15 protein-coding genes are annotated in these 17672 nt (G+C 34.5%); 6 read left to right on the top strand and 9 right to left on the bottom strand.

Annotation, left to right across the window (positions count from 1 at the left end; genetic code table 11):
- Positions 1-213: 213 nt before the first annotated feature.
- Both ACFFLS_RS11255 and bamG read left to right on the top strand, forming a co-directional pair.
- Positions 214-1542 (top strand): DUF4270 family protein, encoded by a 1329-nt coding sequence (locus ACFFLS_RS11255; RefSeq protein WP_379684831.1) that lies wholly within the window; start codon positions 214-216, stop codon positions 1540-1542.
- On the top strand, positions 1543-2775 hold the full coding sequence (gene bamG, locus ACFFLS_RS11250; protein ID WP_379684832.1) for a BamG family beta-barrel-assembly machinery protein: 1233 nt from the start codon (positions 1543-1545) through the stop codon (positions 2773-2775).
- Positions 2776-2777: 2 nt separating this feature from the next.
- On the opposite strand, the gene murI is transcribed toward bamG, so the two are convergent.
- The 8 genes from murI to ACFFLS_RS11210 form a co-directional block, all read right to left on the bottom strand.
- Entirely contained in the window at positions 2778-3554 is a 777-nt protein-coding gene (gene murI, locus ACFFLS_RS11245; RefSeq protein ID WP_379684833.1) for a glutamate racemase, read from the bottom strand.
- Between the two features lie 142 nt (positions 3555-3696).
- Positions 3697-4200, bottom strand: a complete 504-nt coding sequence (locus tag ACFFLS_RS11240) for an OmpH/Skp family outer membrane protein (RefSeq protein ID WP_379684834.1) — start codon at positions 4198-4200, stop codon at positions 3697-3699.
- Positions 4201-4214: 14 nt separating this feature from the next.
- Positions 4215-5249 (bottom strand): OmpH family outer membrane protein, encoded by a 1035-nt coding sequence (locus ACFFLS_RS11235; RefSeq protein ID WP_379684835.1) that lies wholly within the window; start codon positions 5247-5249, stop codon positions 4215-4217.
- A gap of 42 nt (positions 5250-5291) precedes the next feature.
- On the bottom strand, positions 5292-8012 hold the full coding sequence (locus tag ACFFLS_RS11230) for a BamA/OMP85 family outer membrane protein (protein WP_379684836.1): 2721 nt from the start codon (positions 8010-8012) through the stop codon (positions 5292-5294).
- Positions 7945-8685 carry an undecaprenyl pyrophosphate synthase gene (gene uppS / locus ACFFLS_RS11225; protein WP_379684837.1) on the bottom strand — a complete coding sequence of 247 codons (741 nt, stop codon included), beginning with the start codon at positions 8683-8685 and terminating at the stop codon, positions 7945-7947. The genes ACFFLS_RS11230 and uppS overlap by 68 nt, the downstream gene beginning before the upstream one ends.
- Position 8686: 1 nt before the next feature.
- Entirely contained in the window at positions 8687-9376 is a 690-nt protein-coding gene (porG, locus tag ACFFLS_RS11220; protein WP_379684838.1) for a type IX secretion system protein PorG, read from the bottom strand.
- 173 nt (positions 9377-9549) lie between these two features.
- A complete protein-coding gene (locus ACFFLS_RS11215) occupies positions 9550-10434 on the bottom strand; it encodes an NAD kinase (RefSeq protein WP_379684839.1) in 885 nt (294 codons plus the stop codon).
- Between the two features lie 96 nt (positions 10435-10530).
- A complete protein-coding gene (locus tag ACFFLS_RS11210) occupies positions 10531-11190 on the bottom strand; it encodes a CBS domain-containing protein (RefSeq protein WP_379684840.1) in 660 nt (219 codons plus the stop codon).
- A 115-nt stretch (positions 11191-11305) separates the two neighbouring features.
- Between ACFFLS_RS11210 and ACFFLS_RS11205 the strand changes: the two genes are divergently transcribed.
- The 4 genes from ACFFLS_RS11205 to ACFFLS_RS11190 all read left to right on the top strand — a co-directional run bounded on the left by ACFFLS_RS11205 (position 11306) and on the right by ACFFLS_RS11190 (position 16235).
- Positions 11306-12019 carry a pyridoxine 5'-phosphate synthase gene (locus ACFFLS_RS11205; RefSeq protein ID WP_379684841.1) on the top strand — a complete coding sequence of 238 codons (714 nt, stop codon included), beginning with the start codon at positions 11306-11308 and terminating at the stop codon, positions 12017-12019.
- Between the two features lie 30 nt (positions 12020-12049).
- The gene (locus ACFFLS_RS11200; protein WP_379684842.1) at positions 12050-13036 is read left to right on the top strand and encodes a PDDEXK nuclease domain-containing protein; all 987 of its coding nucleotides are present in this window, start codon (positions 12050-12052) and stop codon (positions 13034-13036) included.
- Between the two features lie 67 nt (positions 13037-13103).
- Complete coding sequence (locus ACFFLS_RS11195) at positions 13104-15380, top strand: TonB-dependent receptor (RefSeq protein WP_379684843.1); 2277 nt, start codon at positions 13104-13106, stop codon at positions 15378-15380.
- A gap of 3 nt (positions 15381-15383) precedes the next feature.
- Complete coding sequence (locus ACFFLS_RS11190; RefSeq protein WP_379684844.1) at positions 15384-16235, top strand: DUF4249 domain-containing protein; 852 nt, start codon at positions 15384-15386, stop codon at positions 16233-16235.
- A gap of 51 nt (positions 16236-16286) precedes the next feature.
- Here the strand turns inward: ACFFLS_RS11190 and ACFFLS_RS11185 are convergent, their stop codons facing one another.
- Complete coding sequence (locus tag ACFFLS_RS11185) at positions 16287-17633, bottom strand: hypothetical protein (protein ID WP_379684845.1); 1347 nt, start codon at positions 17631-17633, stop codon at positions 16287-16289.
- Positions 17634-17672 lie beyond the last annotated feature (39 nt).

Below are 17672 nucleotides of genomic sequence, written 5' to 3'. Positions count from 1 at the left end.
AAAGTAGGCTGACGGCTCTTTTAAAAAAAAGAATATATATGTATGGTAGATTTTGATAGACAAATCAGCTCTTTTTAAGGCCGAATAAGATGAGAAGGCAGTCTAAGTGTTTGTAGATGTTTTTATGCGGTTTGTAGGCTAAAAAAGCGGGCTTGTATATGTTATAGTGTGCTGCCGAAGTGTGCCTTTTATATTTGCTCAAAAATATTGATTATGCACAAGTTTATATTGACATTGTTTTTTGCGGTAACAATGATTTCATGCGGAACAGATACCGATACGGGAGAGTTTGTTGTGGGGTCAGATTATCTAGCGCTGAGTAATAAGGTAATTATGATTGATACTGTTTCGGTAGATATGTCGACGATAAATTTTGATTCTTTGGTTACTTCTAGCCAAAGCAGAATTTTAATCGGTAATTATGACGATCCGGTTTTTGGAAAAGTTAAATCAAACAGTTATTTCCAGCTTTCAACCAGTACTTATGCATTGAGCAATACAGGATCAGATACAGAGTCTGTAAATTTTGTATTCGATTCGATTTCGATGATTCTGAAGTACGATAACTATTATTATGGCGATACCACACAAGTTCACGCTTTTAATATTCACAGGATTACTCAAAAAGTGAAACCAAACACAGACGACAGTAATTTTTACAATAACTCCGCTTTGAGTTACGACACCGAAAGTTTGGGAACTATTTCGTTTAAACCAAGACCGACTCAAAAAGATTCTATTAACATTAGGATGAACGATGAGTTCGGATCGGATCTTTTTCAGAAAATCAAAAAAAGAGAAATCAATGATTTTACCAGCTTTACAGAATATTTTAAAGGACTTGTTTTGGTTCCAGATACTTCCAATTCATCAAGCATTATTGGCTTTAATGTATCGACCAGTAAACTTCGGATGTATTATTCAAAATATCAAGCAAATACAGATGAGGTTTCGTATGTGATCGATTTTACGATTTTGGATGTTGCTAAACAATTTAATGCTGTTTCTTTAGATAAAACAGGAACATTACTGCAGAATCTCCCCATTTCCAGCAGCCGGTTATCGAGTCTTCTCACTGGCAATCAGGGTTATATTCAGTCTGGAACCGGGGTGGCCTGCAGGATTGATTTTCCGAATATAAAACAGCTCAAATACATTTCGGATAACGGAGCGATTGTAGACGCTCAATTGATCTTAAAACCAGTTAACAATTCGTATTCTTCAAAATATCCGCTGGCGGATTCCTTAAAGGTTTATGTAGGCGACAATCTAAACAGAATAAGTGGTTCAATGGTTAATTCTGCGGGAACGGCAGTGTACGGAATTTTGAACAAAAAAAGCGATGAGTTCAACGAAAACATTGGATACTATGTTCCGGTCGGCAATTTTCTTCAAAAAGAAATGCTGAAAACTTCAGATTCCAGATCATCATTGATTTTAACATTACCTGGAATCTCTAAATCTGTCAACAGAATTGTTTTGGGTGATCAAAAGCATTTGAACAATAAAATTCAATTGAAAATTTATTACATCTCTTATTAAATGAAAAATAAATTCTTTTTCTTCTGCTGTCTTATTTTCTCAATAGCAGCATCGGCCCAAAGTATTTCAAGTTCGCCCTATTCTCTTTATGGCGTTGGGAGTTTATATGAATCTGATTTTGGTTATCTTCCTTCGATAGGGTCCTCTGGAATTGCACTTCCGTCGAGTACATTCATCAATAATTTAAATCCAGCTTCATTGGGTTTCATGCCACAGAACCATTTCATGTTTGATATTGGAGGTAAGGCAATAGCAACAACCTATCAGAGCAGTTCGAAATCAGAGAAACGAAATAATTTTCAGTTTTCGCATCTTGCTTTTGCTTTTCCGGTTACCAAAAATTCTGGTTTCAGTGTGACTTTGCAACCCTATTCTAGTGCTTCTTTTAAAATTTCAAATCTTAAGATTCCGATAACTGATAGCCAGGAATATTACTATTTGACTGCTGCAGGTTCAGGAGGTTTGAATAACTTGAATTTCTCTTATGGATATAGATTTGGGAAAAATGTTACTGTTGGAGCTTCGGCAGCACTATTGTTCGGAAATACGGTAGACGACAGGGCATTTCTAATTCAGAATGCGATTACTACAATTCACAAAAAAACAGATTACAATGGTTTTCGAGGAACTTTGGGAGGACAGTTTAAAATTGATTCGACACTTACAGTCGGAACTACTTTTAAATTGCCTTCGCAAATTAGAGCTTCAAAAGTCCAGTCTGTTTCAGTTATTGCAGATGAGGTTCAAACTTCTGTAGAATCTGACGTTGCATCTGATGTTGATGATTATTATATGCCTTTGGAAATTGGTTTTGGGGTGAGTAAACGTTTTAAAAATAATCTTAATTTGACATTAGATTATGAAAGGAGTTTCTGGAATAATACCAATCAGTCAGAATGGTATGGAGATTTTGTAAATCAGGATAGATACGCACTAGGTTTTACGTACAGTGCTAAAAAGAATATTCGAAAATATTGGGACAGAGTACAGTATTCTGCTGGTGCCAATTTTGATACAGGTTATCTCGAAGTTGACGGAAAAAGAGTCAACAACGCTTCTTTGTCTATTGGGCTTTCATTGCCAATTGAAAACACTTTCACAGCTCTTAATATTTCTTATTCGTATGGACAGAAAGGAAGAATTGCAAATAATTTGATTAAAGAAAATTATCATAAAATATCCTTCAATTTATCACTTGACGGAATCTGGTTTCTTAAGCGAAAAATAGAATAGGATTAGAAATCCTTATAAACCACAGGATACTTATAATCTAATATTGATTCTAAAACTTTGGGGTCTGAATTTACATAAAATTCAGGCTCTTCTTTTTTGTTTTCAGTAAAGCCTGTTTTCTCACGAAGAACATTTTGCGTTTGTCTTGCAACTGCTTCGCCAGAATCTATAATCTGAATATGATCAGGAAGAATTTTTTTTATCTGAGGAACTAGGTAGGGATAGTGAGAACAGCCCAAAACGAGATAATCGATATTAGCTTCAATCATAGGCTGTAAATAAGATTCTAGTAATTTTGTCATTTCAGGAGAATTCAGGTTGCCGTCTTCAATCAGCTGTACCAGTCCGTGGCCTACTTGCTCAATAATAGTGGTGTGCTGAAACATTTCTGCGGTTTTATTAAATAATTCGCTGTTCAACGTTCCCTGAGTGGCAAGAATACCGATAACCTGTGTTTTCGAATTGTTTGCTGCAGGTTTAATGGCAGGCTCTATTCCTATAAACGGAATATCGTATTCTTCGCGCAGTTCGCGAATTGCATTTGTTGTTGCCGTATTGCAGGCTACTACAATTAATTTACAGTTTTGTGCCAATAAATAATCAACATTTTTTCTGCTCAATGCAACAATTTCATCTTTAGTTTTTTGTCCGTAGGGAGCATTTTTACTATCTGCTAAATAAATGGTTTTTTCGTTTGGAAGTAATTCATGTATGGCCTTCCAGATAGAAGTACCGCCAATTCCAGAATCAAAAATGCCTATAGGATTGTTGTTTGTCATAAAGCAAAATTACAATTTTTACAATAATTTTTATTCTAAGTTAAGTCAATTCAAGAAATATTATTGCAATTTGTTTTTAATTTATTGTAAAAAAAAACTGCTCAAAAAGATGAGCAGTTTTTAATCAATGTTTTTTCGGTTCTTAGAAACCTAAATCTTTTTTTACGTCAGCAGTAATGTTTGGACCATCAGCTAATAATAGAGTAGAACCGTCTAAGATGTATTGGAAACCTTTAGCTTTTCCAACTTTTTGAATAGAAGCTCTTACTTTTTCCATTAATGGTTTAACGATATCAGTTTCTTTCTGTTGCAATTCTTTTTGAGCATTATCTCTGTAAGAAGTGATTCTGTTTTGCATATCCTGAACTTCTTTAGAACGCTCAGCATTAACTTCTTCCTTTACAGTTGCAGCTTCAGCTTCGTACTTTTTGATTTTAGTTTGATATTCTTCAATCATTTTTTTGTATTCTGCATCATATGTACCACTTAATTTCTGCAATTGATTTTGAGCGTCAAGCATTGCAGGCATTTTTGACATGATCTCGCTGACATCTACATGGGCTACCTTCGCTTGCGCGTTCATTGTGTTGCTTGCTCCTAAAACTAATATCGCAGCAATTAGTAAAGTTTTGATTTGTTTCATCATTTTTAAAATATTAATTAATTATTGGTCGTATTTGATTTTTGTTGTTCGGCTTCTTTCGCTTTTTTAGCCGCTTCACGTTCCTCTAAAATTTTCTTTCTTCTTTCTTCTAATTCTTTTTTACGCTGTTCGTACAACAATTGTCTTTCTTCAGCTTTTGTCATTGTTGGCTCAGTAGTTGTCTGAGTTGTAGCAGGTTTTTCTGAAGTGCTTGTTTTTACTGTTTCCGTTGTTGTTGGAGCGGCATTTGTTGTTTTTGCCGTTTCAGTTGTTTTAGCTGTTTCAGAAACCGTGCCATTTTTTTTAGCTGCACGTTCGGCCGCAATTGCATTTCTTCTGTCTTCGTATTCTTTCTTTTTGGCTTCCTGTTCTAATTTTCTATCCTGAATTAGTTTTTCACGGGCTGCTCTTTTCTCGTCTAATGCCTTTTGCCTGTCTGCCATTGCCGGATTTTCATCTATGGCATTCTCAAGATTTTCTTTAGCTTCCTGTTCTTTTAGCTGTTTTTTCGTAAGCTGTTCACGTTTTTCGGTACGATTTAAAACACGTATAACCTGATCGCTTATGTCGAATCTCGTGTTGCTGAAAAGCATGGTCAAATCGGATGATTTATCAAAAATAAAATCATAGTTTTTTGCCTCAGCTATATCTTGTACAGCAGTAAAAACCTGATCTTGGATTGGTTTTGCCAGCGCTGCTTTTTGTCTGATTAGATTTCCGTCAGAACCGAATTGTTTTTGCTGATAATCAATCATTTCGGTTTCAAGAAATTTTATTTCGGTTTCTCTTTCCTCAATTAGTTCTTTTGTAAGTAAAGCTTTTTCGGCTTTTAAACTTTCTTTCAGCGTATTTATATTTAACTTTTTGGTCTCAATTTCCTGTTTCCATTTTTGGGCTTTTAACTCCAATTGAGATAGAGCTTCTTTATAATCAGAAACATTCTCCAAGATGTATTCCATGTCGATGTAGCCAATCCTAGTCGTTCTTCCTTGTGCCTGACTTGTATTTGCTACAATCAAGGCTAAAAATATAAATAAAAACTGTTTCTTCATAACATAACTTTATTTGATGATTTTTAACCAAACGCAATTTGCCTAAAATTGTTGTCCAATGATAAAGTGTGTTTCCCAACCATTTGCTTTTGTCTGTCCAGGAAGCGCATCAAATCCATAACCAAAATCAATTCCTAACAATCCGAAAGCAGGCATGAATACACGTAGACCAGCACCAGCAGAACGATTTAAATCAAACGGGTTGTAATCTTTGAAAGTTGGGTATGATGAACCAGCTTCCAAGAATGTCAATGCAAAGATTGAAGCAGATGCTTTTAATGTAATCGGATAACGTAATTCCATAGAGAATTTGTTATAAACTGTTGCTCCAATTGCATCTCCTACAGTATTAGCAGGAGTCAGCGAGTTGTTTGGATAACCTCTCAACTGAATTGTCTCTCTACCATCCATTGAGTATTGTGCCATTCCGTCTCCTCCTAGGTAAAAACGCTCAAAAGGTATAACTCCACGATCTTGATTATATGCTCCTAAGAATCCGAACTCTGTTAAGGTTCTTAATACCAATTTTCCATATACTTTGGTGTACCAGTCACCTTTAAATTTTACTTTGTAATACTCAAGCCAGTTGTATTTTTGCTGGTCTACTTTTGCAGGATCTGCAGCAGCCTCTTGATAGGTACTTACCTTATTCGAATTTGCATCAATATAATCACCAACATTTACTATAACGTGGTTATTGTCTTCATAAGAAGAAGTTGCTTTTGCTTTGTATTCTTCTTTCTCTCCTAATTTTGCATAATCTATTCCGTTGAACAATGAATAAGGAGGTGTAATCTTAGCAGAAATGCTAAACTCAGAACCATAAGTCGGGAATATCGGGTTAACCCCTTTATTGCTTCTTGAAATTCCAATTGTATAGGCTAAGTTTCTTGAGGCACCATTACCAAAGGTAAACAATCCTGTATTATAATTGTTCAAGTCGTAGTGCTGGTAACTCAACGATTGTGATAATACAAAGTAATCATCTGGTACAGTAAGTCTTTTTGCTAAACCAACTTGTACTGTAAAAATATTAAAACTTTTGCTCTTATCTACACTTCTAGTATAGAAATTATTCAGAAACTGCTTACTATATGAAATAGATGAGCTGAATTGTACTGGCTTTTTACCGCCAAACCATGGTTCTGAAAAAGAGACACTATAAGTTTGGAAATAGGTACTTCCTTGTAAACGAAGTGCTACTTTTTGACCGTCTCCCATTGGAAGAGGTTTGTATGAGTCTTTTTTGAATATGTTACGAGCTGAAAAGTTATTGAAGGAAAGTCCTAAGGTTCCGATGAAACCACCTCCACCGTATCCACCTTGCAACTCAACTTGACTTGATCCTTTTTCTACAAGCTGGTATTCGATGTCAACCGTTCCAGCTGCAGGATCAACATTTCTGAACTCAGGTTTGATAGCTTCAGGGTCGAAGAATCCTAATTGTCCGATTTCACGGATTGTTCTTACGAGCTCTTCTTTACTGTATTTGTTTCCAGGTTTTGTTCTTAACTCACGATAGATAACATGATCGTTTGTTTTGTCATTTCCTGTAACATAAATTTTGTTGAAATAAGCAATTGGACCTTCCGTAACTCTAATTTCGAAATCAATTGTGTCGTTTACAGTTTTTACCTCAACGGCATTGATTTTAGAGAACAAATAACCATTATTCTGATATAAGTTTGTTATGTCCTCTCCATCTGGTTTTGAGTTGTCTGCAATTCTTTTTTCAAGTAAAACTCCATTGTAGACTTCTCCTTTTTTAATACCAAGGTAACGATTTAATTGCTGGTCAGAATAGACCGTATTTCCTAAAAATTTTATGTTTCCGAAGTAGTATTTGTTTCCTTCTTCTACATTGATTTTTATGGCAAGCATATTTTTTTGCTTGTTGTATTTAACAGAATCGTAAATAATACGAGCATCTCGATATCCTTTTTCTTTATACGCGGCAATTACTTTTTCTAAATCGTCCTTATATTTTTCAGGAATAAATTTAGAAGCTTTAAATACGCGCAATAAGTTTTTTTGCTTAGTATCTTTCATTGCAGATCTCAACTGGGTGCCTGTCAGTTGTTTGTTTCCTATGAAATCAATTCTGCTGATTTTTACTTTGTCGCCTTTATCTACCCTCACGAGCATATTTACCTGATTGCCGGCAGTTGTGTCTGGAGTAGTGGTGATGACAACTTTAGTGTTGTAAAAACCGTCTTTTTTATATTTGTTTTCGATATAATTTTTGGTGGTCGTAATTAAGTTTTCGTTGACTATTTTGTTTTTAGTCAAGCTGTTGTCCTTAATTAATCCTTCAACTTTGCTTTTCTTAACTCCAACAATTTTAACTTCGTTTAATTTAGGAAGCTCGACGATATTCAGATCAAGAAAAATACTGTCGTTCTCTACCTTGTTAACATAAAAAGCGATTTCGTCAAAAAGACCAAGCTTTCCTAATTTTTTGATTGCACTACTTATCTCTTCACCTGGTACAGTGATTTCCTGACCTTTTTGAAGACCTGAAAACGTAACAACGGTCTGCTCATTAAAGCTGATTTTACCAACAACAGAGACTTTGGCCAAAATATATGTTTTCCCCTGATCAAAAGGAACTCTTTCTTGTGCTTTTATTTGTGAAAAACTACCCAATAAAAGAAGGGTAAAGACTATTTGTATTTTTTTTTGCAACACTAAAAAATTATTTAATTTGTTCACTGGTTTTTCCAAATCTACGTTCTCTTTTTTGATAACTAATAATAGCCTCATATAAATCTTGGTCTTTAAAGTCTGGCCACAAGACATTAGTAAAATACAATTCTGCATAAGCGATCTGCCAAAGCAAAAAATTACTTATTCTATGTTCTCCGCTTGTTCGTATTAATAAATCTACGTCAGGTAAATTTTGCGTGTAAAGATGCTCATTTATAATTGAATCGTCAATAGTGTCTAATGAAATTATATTATTTTTAACTTTATTACTTATTGACTTTACAACGCTTACCAATTCTTCCCTAGAACCGTAGCTCAGCGCGAGTGTGAGGGTTAGACGGGTATTGTTTTTGGTTTTTTCTATTACGTCTTGAAGCTCTTTTTGGGCCGATTTTGGCAGTTTCTCAAGATTGCCTATTGCGTTAAGACGAATATTGTTTTCTTGCAACGTAACAAGCTCTTTTTTTAATGAATTGATAAGAATCTTCATCAAAGCTTCAACCTCCAATTTTGGGCGATTCCAGTTTTCTGTAGAAAATGCATAGAGTGTCAGATATTCAATACCTAATCTGGCGCAGTTCTTAATGGTTTCTTTTACAGATTTTGTTCCGTTTTCGTGCCCGAATGCACGTAAAAAACCTTGTTGTTTGGCCCAGCGTCCGTTTCCGTCCATGATAATGGCCAGGTGTCTAGGTAAGTTTGATTGATCTATAGATTCTAGTAAATTCATTTTATTCTGCGCAATAGCAAGGTTTTTGTCCAAAAGTATAAGTTAAGGTAATGCCCGAAAAAACATACCAGTCATTGTTGTTGAGATTTCCAAATTTTATAATATTGGCACTGCCTGTATTTGGATTGCTTCCGTCTAGATTGTCTGTAAATGTATAGCGTACACCAGCTTCAAGTCCTAAAACAAAATTAGGCGTTACATTTGATTTTACTCCTAATATAATAGGTATGGCAAGCGAGCTCGAATTTACAGAATACAGCTGATTTGGGCTTGCTGCATAACGATATAAACCATCATATAGAAAAAAGCTGAGTCCCGAGTACATATAAGGAGTCACTTTTGTGTGATAATCGTGAAGGTTGAAATCTAAAAAATTGAATTCTAAACCAGCAGAAAATTCTTTTACATCATTATCAAATCGATATCCTCTTTGGTTTCGTCCTGTTTCTTCAGATTTAAAATCGTTTCCAGAGATTGAAGACTGTATATAAGAGAACCTGTAAGAATGTCTGGGACTTCTATTCCATTTGTACAATATCCCAAAGGTAATCTTTTCTGGAGCTATATAGGTTGTTCTTCCTACGTCGCCTACAAAGTTGCTTCCGCCAAGAAACACACCAAGCTCATTGATTTGAGCGTTTAGTGTAATAAAGGGGAAAAAACATAACAATAAATTAAAAATTTTCTTCATTTAATTCAAAATTGCGTGCAAATATAATAATTATCGATACGAATCAACGTTCCTTTATATAAATGTGCTTTTTTTTCAATTTAATAAATGATTTTGAGCAATTTAATGGCGATTCGTTATGTGCAAAACGAGAAAATATAGTATTATCGTATAGTGCAAAACAAGAAAAGAAGTTAATTTCTCTTGTCTTCACCCCATAGCAATTTGTTTCTTAGTGTATTAAGGAAAGTTTCGCCCGGAATCTCTATCATTTTTATTTTATAATCTGTTTTTTTGATTTTTAAAACAGATTCATTTTTAACAGAAGAAATTCTTGAATCAAGAGAAACCAAATACTGGTCTTCTCTGCCTGAAACTTTAAGCATAATTTCTGTGTCGTCTGGAATTACAAGCGGTCTTGCGGTTAAATTATGAGGTGCAATAGGCGTAATTACAAGACTTTTTACGTCTGGTGTCAGTATTGGGCCACCACAACTTAAAGAGTATCCTGTTGAACCTGTTGGCGTAGAAATGATTAATCCGTCTGCCCAATACGAGTTCAGGTATTCATTATTAAGGTAAGTTTCTACAGTAATCATCGAGGTAGTATCTTTTCGGCTTACTGTAACTTCATTCATTGCAAAGTTAAGTTCTTCAAAAGCATCATTATAAGGCTCACAAGTCAATCCGAGCAAAGTTCTTTCAGAAGTCGTATAATTACGGTCAATAACGTACTGCAATAGGCTGTCAATGTTTTCTTTTTGAACTTTAGCCAAAAAACCCAAGCGGCCAGCATTTATGCCTAAAAGCGGTATGCCAGAATTCCGAACCAATGCAGCGGCGCGTAGAATAGTTCCGTCTCCGCCAATACTGATCAGCATTTCGAAAGTATTATCTAAAGTGGTGCCTGGCGAAAAAGTTTTGTATTCTTTTTTTATAAGCTGTTTCTCGTAAAGCATATTGAGGAAATTCTCCTCAATTACCATTTCGACTTGGTTGGAATTGAAAAACGAGAAAATATCTTTAATAATAGGTTCCGTGCTGTTTTGATAATATTGTCCGTAGATGGCTATTTTCATTCTTTTTAAATTAGAGAATTTGTCAATGCGTATTGGTTAATTGGGAAATGTGAAAATTATCTAATTAACTCATTTTCTCATTGTCGCATTCATAATTTATATATTAAGATATTTGTCTAAGTAATCGGATCGTTCTTTTAAACTGTTGATATAGGTGTCTTCTTGATGTTCTGAGATAATTTCGTACCCATATCTTCTATAGGTCTGAATAATTTCGTTCATTGCTCCCAAGCCTATTTTTATGGTAATCTGAACATTTTCTGTGTCGGCTTCAGAAATGAAACAACCTAAAACTTTACCATTATTGCTTTCTACTATTTGAGTCACTTCGCTCATAGAATAGTCCAAAAGCCCTTTTTGAACAATAATAATACCGCCCTGTTCTTTTAGAAAAGGGGTTTCCTGAAAAAATCTCATGATATCTTCCATTTCGTAATAACCAATATAGTTATTGTTTTCGTCAAGAATAGGAAGGGTATTAGTGTGGTTTTTCGCGAAAATTTCGAGCACATCAAGCCAAATCATCGATTTTCTAGCAAAAAAACGTTCTAGAGCGTATTTGTAATCAATTGCTTTTTTGTCTGTATCAAACGTTTCAACATCATCAGATGCAATGCTTCCGATGAAAATCCCATCCTCTAAAACGGGAAAGTGCGAGAAATTCAGATCGGCAAAAAAGTCCTGAACCGAAGCTATCGTTTCCTGACTATCTATCGCTCTGAAATCGTTGTTGATGTAGTTGGTAATTTCTGTCATAAGTCAATTGAAGATATGTCCTGCAAAATAATCAAAAAATACCAAAAACGCTGTGTTTTACTTTGTATTTTTGTGCTGACAAATATAATGTTACTAGAATTAATTATCTATTTATATGACAAAGTTAAGTGTAAATATCAATAAAATCGCCACGCTTCGTAATGCTCGTGGCGGAAATGTTCCTGATTTATTAAAAGTTGCCACAGACATACAGAAATTTGGAGGTCAGGGAATCACGATTCACCCACGCCCAGATGAGCGTCATATCCGTTATCAGGATGCGAGAGATTTGAAATCTATTGTCACTACAGAATATAATATTGAAGGAAACCCACAGCATAATTTTATTGATTTGGTTTTAGAATGCAAACCGGATCAGGTAACATTGGTGCCTGATGCTATTGGAGCGATAACTTCGTCTGCGGGCTGGGATACGGTAAAAAATCAGGATTATCTGATTGAAGTAATTCAGGAATTTCAAAGAAACGGAATCAGAACATCGATTTTTGTGGATCCAGTTTTAGAAATGATTGAAGGAGCCAAAAAAACAGGAACAGACCGAATTGAATTGTACACAGAAGCTTTCGCACATCAATATGATTTGGGAAATAAAAACGGAATTGATCCTTACGTAAAAGCGGCAGAATTGGCAAACGAATTAGGATTAGGAATTAATGCTGGTCACGATTTAAGTTTGGATAATATTCAGTTTTTCAAGCAAAATATTCCTGGGTTATTAGAAGTTTCAATTGGACATGCCTTGATTTCAGAAGCGCTTTATCTTGGTTTGGACAATACTGTAAATATGTATTTGAATAAATTGAAGTAATATTTCTATTTCATAATTTAATTGTTCTCTATGATTGCAAATCAAAATCCATTGTTTTCAGAGATTAAAGAGATTATTCTTCAATCGCGTCAGCGTGTTTTTAGAACAGCAAATTCTGTTCTATTAGAAACATATTGGGAAATTGGAAGAGTAATTATTGAAGATGAACAGAAAGGGAAAGATCGAGCTGATTATGGAAAATCGATTTTGAAAAATCTTGCAAATCTGCTTACGCTTGAATTTGGGAAAGGGTTTGATGAAAGAAACCTGAACAATATGCGTGCTTTTTATAAAGCTTTTCCAATTTGGAACGCATTGCGTACCGAATTAAGTTGGACGCATTATCGATTATTGTCAAGATTAAATTCGAACGAAAAAATAAATTATTACTTAAACGAAAGTATTCAAAATAACTGGAATAGCAGAACGCTTCAAAGACAAATAAATTCACTGGCATTTGAGCGCATTTTGGAGCATAAAAGTCTTGAAACAAAAGCAGACACTATACACAATCTAATAAAAGATCCTTATATTTTTGAGTTTTTGGGACTATCGGCTGAAACAAAAAATTCTGAACGCAGCATTGAAACTTCTATTATAGATCATTTGCAGCAATTTTTATTAGAATTTGGAAAAGGATTTGCTTTTGTGGCAAGACAACAGCATATTGTAACCGATACTTCAGATTTCTATATTGATTTAGTTTTCTACAATTATATCTTAAAATGCTTTGTTATTATTGACTTAAAAACAGGTTCGCTATCTCATCAGGATATTGGGCAAATTGATATGTATGTGCGGATGTATGATGATTTGAAAAAAGGAGAATCTGATCAGCCTACGATAGGAATTTTGCTCTGTTCGGAGAAAGATGAAACAATTGTGAAATATTCTGTATTGGCTGATAAGAAAAGCGTTTTTGCTAGTCAATATTTACTCTATATGCCAACAGAAGAAGATTTGAAAGCTATTATCGAGAACGATATTCAAAGATTTAAATTAGATAATGAAATCTGATTTGAAAAAAACACTGATTAACACTTTATATTCATTATTTTCGCACTTTTTCTTATTAAAACTCAGGGTGTCGAAATATCTTTTTATCTTTTCTTTATTTTGTTTTTTCAAAATCGCGGCACAGTCAAGCGTACGGATAAGTGGCAATATAAAATCTTCAGAAAATAACAATCTCACTGGTGGCCTTGTCTCTTTTGACATCAACAAACAACACTTCGAAACACATACGGATAGTTTAGGCAATTTTTCTAAAATAATTTCGTCTGGAGATTTGATTGTCAGAATCGAACATTTGGATTTTGTTACAAAAACAATTCGTTTTAACGCCGTAACCGATACGATGATTTCGGTAATTTTAGAAAAAGAAACCTCAATTCTTAATGAAGTAATCGTTACCAATGATAAAAAAAGCGGAATAAAAACGTTAGGCGGAGATAAGTTGTCTTTTAACTTAAATGAATTATCTGGCGTTCCCGCAGTTTTAGGAACTACAGATATCATTAAACTGCTGCAGTTGACGCCTGGCGTCCAAAATTCGGGAGATGCAAATGGCTATTTGTATGTCCGTGGTGGTGATCCTGGTCATAATGCTATTCTTTACAATGGAACTCCTGTTTATGGAATGGCTCATTTACTGGGGATTTTCCCTTTTTATAATGCCGATCATATTAAAAGCGTTGAATTTGACAAATCAAGTTCAAATGCAAAATACGGCGGTCGTTTGAGTTCAACGACACTTTTGATTCCGAATAAAAAAATACCTTCAGATTTTTCAATTCAAGGAAATGTAGGGATTTTGGCTTCACAATTAAGCTTTGGAATTCCGATAACCGAAAAGACCGGACTTTATATTTCGGGAAGAAAAACCTATATCGACGAAATTGTTGGGCCATTATTAAAATCGGATTCCAACAACGAAGATGCCGAGAGTATGAAATACGGATTTTCGGATGGGAACCTTAGCTTTATTTCTCAGATTTCAGAAAACAATCATTTTGCTCTGGATGCCTTTTTGAGCGGAGATCAGTTGAAAATTGACGAAAATGATTTGTCTTTAAAAACAAATCTGAAATGGAGTAATTTTACAGTGTCTCCAAGTCTGACTTCAAAAATAGCTGCGAATGTAAAAATGTCAAATGCAGTTTATTTTAGCCAATATTCTAATGATTTGGATATGAAGCAGGCGGCTGTTCAATTTAAGGTTTCGTCTTATGTCAAAGATTTTGGGTTCGCAAATTTATTGCAATACAATATTAAAAACATACCATTTGAATCTGGCGTGCAATATGTTTATCATAAACTGCAACCTCAAAAAGTAATGGTTGAAAACCTAACAGCAGAAAGCCAAGGTGAAAGTCAAATCGTCAATGCTTCCGAAACGGCTGTTTTTACTACCATGAAGCCAAATTTATCAGAAAAATTAAAAGCAGAACTGGGATTGCGCATTAACTATTATAGTTCGGGTTCTGGGGATTCGTATCTTCATTTTCAGCCCCGTATTTTATTTAATTATAATTTGAATGAAAAGTATTCATTTTATGCTTCTTATAATAAGCAGTATCAATATCTGAGTTTGATTACAACTTCTAGCGTTGGAATTCCGACCGATTTTTGGATTGCCAGTTCTGATGGAATAAAACCGCAGTCTTCTAATGAATTTTCAATTGGTTCGAATCAGCAGATTTCTAAAAGTTTTTCGTCATCCTTTGGTGGGTTTTATCGTTCTATGAAAGATTTACTCGAATATCCTTATAATGTAACGCAGTTTAATGAAACGACTACTTTTAAAAATGATTTGTTGGTTGGAAAAGGAAAAGCGTATGGACTAGAAATGATGATTCGTAAAAGCATCGGTAAATTTAACGGCTGGCTGAGTTATACCTTAAGTTGGTCTGACCGTAATTTTGATGAGCTGAATAACGGCAAAACCTATTTCGCGAAATACGACAGACGTCATAATTTTTCGTTAGTTGGGATGTATAATTTAAATTCGAGATGGAATTTCGGACTTACGCAGGTATTTAGTTCCGGAAATCGATTTACGATGCCTACTTCTTGGTATTTTGTAAACAATAACCCAGTCAAAGAATATTCAGGTTATAACAATGCCCAGATGCCCAATTACATTCGAACGGATATTTCGGCAAACTACTTTTTTGTAAAAACAGCTAAAAAGGAAAGTGCCCTGAATTTTTCAATTTATAATACTTTCAATATAGAAAATCCAATTTATGTGGTTTTGAATGTTCGTGAAAACGGAAGCAAAAATGAAATAGTAGTTACGCAGGACAAAAAAGTTTTGTATCGAATTTTGCCTTCAATAAGTTGGAGATTTAAATTTTAAAAGATGAAAAAATATCTATTAGTGTTTTTTATTGTAATAATGGCTAGCTGTGCAAAAGACGATTTAGGCATAAAAAGTACAGAATCTAAAATAGTAGTGGAAGGCTGGATTGAAGAAGGTGATTATGCAAACGTACTATTGTCAACCAGCATTCCGGTTACAGATGCGGTCGATTCTACGAATGTTCTAAATCATGTTATCAGGTCTGCAAAAATCACTATTTCGGATGGTGACCATACGGAGGTTTTAAAAGTGAAAAATGATAAAAACAGAATTCCGCCATTTGTTTATTTTGGAGATATATTAAAAGGTGAGGCAGGAAAAGAATATTCTATAAAAATTGAATATCTAAATAAGGTAGTAGAAGCTGTTACAACAATTCCGAAAACAGTGCCTCTTATTAGTGCAGAATATATAAAAGAGAAAACAGCTGATACTACAGGCTATATTTTTGTGAAATTTAATGATCCTGCAGGTGAAAAGAACTATTATCAGATTGCGACCAAAATCGATAAAGTGGAGCCGGTCTTTGTTCCAGCGTTTTATGGAAATTTGGATGATAAGAATTTTGAAACAGCATCTGTTGGAATAAAAGTAAACCGAGGAGTATTGTTGTTTCCCGAAGGAAAATTTAATCCTTACTTTGAAGACGGACAGCAGATTTTGGTAAAACTAAGGACTCAAACCAAAGAAGCATTAGATTTCTGGAACAGCTGGCAGAATGAAATCGTAAATAGTAAAAATCCGATTTATCCATCAAATTCGAGTTTAAAATCGAATATAAAAGGCGGTATTGGCATTTGGGCAGGCTACGGACAAAGTATGATTTTGGTAAAAACGCCTCCTAAAAAATAAAACGCCGATTTGACTAGTCAAATCGGCGTTTTTTATAATTTTAAAAGCTTTTTACTTTTGGAAACCTGCAATAAAATCTTGGAATTTAGACTGGAAAGTGTTGAATCCAGTTGAGAAATAAGCTCCCATTTCAACTTCTGTTTTATCGTTGAATTTCAAGTAAACAGGTTGTTGAAGATAAGGTCTAGAGAATGTTCCGCTATTGTGATCTTCCCAAATCGTCCAACCGTATTGAGCATCCCAAGCTGGTAATTCAAAAACATATGGATCACCAACTTGTACTGAACGTTGAACAAGGTCAGCGATTTTTGTTCCATCTTTTTTAGAAACTAAGATAAGCTTAATGTTTTTGTTGAAGCTAGCTGCTTTGCTTTCTGATCTTTTTTTCTCAAATTCATTCACGGCAGTGTGGTATGCTTTAAAATCACTGTTTGCATTATCATAAGCAGGCTCTTTAGGATAAGTTAATTTATTTATCGCCTCTCTATCTGTTTTATCTGCAGCTAAATCCATCTCACCAACAATAACAAAGTTGTCTAAGATTTCTACTAATGCATTTGCTTTTCCTCTGTATTGACCTAAGTGGTCATCAGTTATTAAAGCATCGATTTGTGCTGTGCTTCCTGCATTAAATGAAAGTAAATTTTTTCCATTAAAAGTAAGAGCTCCTTTACTAGTGCTTGCGGCTGCTTTTGTTCCGCTCACTTCCCAAGCATAGCCTTCTGCTACACTCATTTTGTATCCAAATTCATCTGGAGCAATTTTGCCGTTAGAATATTTTGCTGTTTGTGTAAAAGAAGCTACAGAAGTACCATCGATTGATAAAGTTGCATCTACCGAAAGAGGTAGGAAAATATAATCATTTACTTCTACTCCAGTCTGCCAGTTGTAGCTGTCTTCAACAGGAACTTTAATGTCTGAAGAAGTACTTTTGCTTGAAAACGATGCATTATTTGTAGTTTGTGTTGCTTTAGCAGGAAAAACAAACTTTAATTCTGTAGTAGATGCTGTTTTTGTCCACGATTTTTGAGTGTTGTTCCAAGTATAAATTCCGTAAACACCAGAAACATTTAAAATGTCTTCTACTTTGTTGTTGCTTTTTCCGCTGAAAATATCAACAGGGCTGATGCTTATTAAACGGCTTAAATTTTCAATTGCCTCAATGGCGCCTAGTTTTTTAGTCTTATCCAGTTGAACAAGCATTTCATTTGCTTCGTTTTCCAACTTTAGTTTTTGCTGGTCTGGAGTCAATTCAGAATATGATTTTTTTGTAAGTTCTGCAATCTGTTCTTCCAGAGTTAATTCGGTTTCTGGTTTAGTGCTTTCATTGTCATCACTTGAACATGAAATCATAAGCTGAGATGCAACTAATGATAATAATAGGAATTTTCTAATCATGATTTGGTGTTAAAAATTAAATGGGTTGGGTATTTTTGT

It is taken from the genome of Flavobacterium procerum (assembly GCF_042431625.1).
Classification (GTDB): Bacteria; Bacteroidota; Bacteroidia; order Flavobacteriales; family Flavobacteriaceae; genus Flavobacterium; species Flavobacterium procerum.
Note: the sequence above shows the minus strand (reverse complement) of the source record. Positions and strands in the feature narration are given on the sequence as shown.

What these genes read in the sequence shown, in the direction of transcription:
- ACFFLS_RS11255 (WP_379684831.1), top strand. Translation starts at nt 214, where the DNA reads ATGCACAAGTTTATATTGACATTGTTTTTTGCGGTAACAATGATTTCA.
- bamG (WP_379684832.1), top strand. Translation starts at nt 1,543, where the DNA reads ATGAAAAATAAATTCTTTTTCTTCTGCTGTCTTATTTTCTCAATAGCA.
- murI (WP_379684833.1), bottom strand. Translation starts at nt 3,554, where the DNA reads ATGACAAACAACAATCCTATAGGCATTTTTGATTCTGGAATTGGCGGT.
- ACFFLS_RS11240 (WP_379684834.1), bottom strand. Translation starts at nt 4,200, where the DNA reads ATGATGAAACAAATCAAAACTTTACTAATTGCTGCGATATTAGTTTTA.
- ACFFLS_RS11235 (WP_379684835.1), bottom strand. Translation starts at nt 5,249, where the DNA reads ATGAAGAAACAGTTTTTATTTATATTTTTAGCCTTGATTGTAGCAAAT.
- ACFFLS_RS11230 (WP_379684836.1), bottom strand. Translation starts at nt 8,012, where the DNA reads ATGAGGCTATTATTAGTTATCAAAAAAGAGAACGTAGATTTGGAAAAA.
- uppS (WP_379684837.1), bottom strand. Translation starts at nt 8,685, where the DNA reads ATGAATTTACTAGAATCTATAGATCAATCAAACTTACCTAGACACCTG.
- porG (WP_379684838.1), bottom strand. Translation starts at nt 9,376, where the DNA reads ATGAAGAAAATTTTTAATTTATTGTTATGTTTTTTCCCCTTTATTACA.
- ACFFLS_RS11215 (WP_379684839.1), bottom strand. Translation starts at nt 10,434, where the DNA reads ATGAAAATAGCCATCTACGGACAATATTATCAAAACAGCACGGAACCT.
- ACFFLS_RS11210 (WP_379684840.1), bottom strand. Translation starts at nt 11,190, where the DNA reads ATGACAGAAATTACCAACTACATCAACAACGATTTCAGAGCGATAGAT.
- ACFFLS_RS11205 (WP_379684841.1), top strand. Translation starts at nt 11,306, where the DNA reads ATGACAAAGTTAAGTGTAAATATCAATAAAATCGCCACGCTTCGTAAT.
- ACFFLS_RS11200 (WP_379684842.1), top strand. Translation starts at nt 12,050, where the DNA reads ATGATTGCAAATCAAAATCCATTGTTTTCAGAGATTAAAGAGATTATT.
- ACFFLS_RS11190 (WP_379684844.1), top strand. Translation starts at nt 15,384, where the DNA reads ATGAAAAAATATCTATTAGTGTTTTTTATTGTAATAATGGCTAGCTGT.
- ACFFLS_RS11185 (WP_379684845.1), bottom strand. Translation starts at nt 17,633, where the DNA reads ATGATTAGAAAATTCCTATTATTATCATTAGTTGCATCTCAGCTTATG.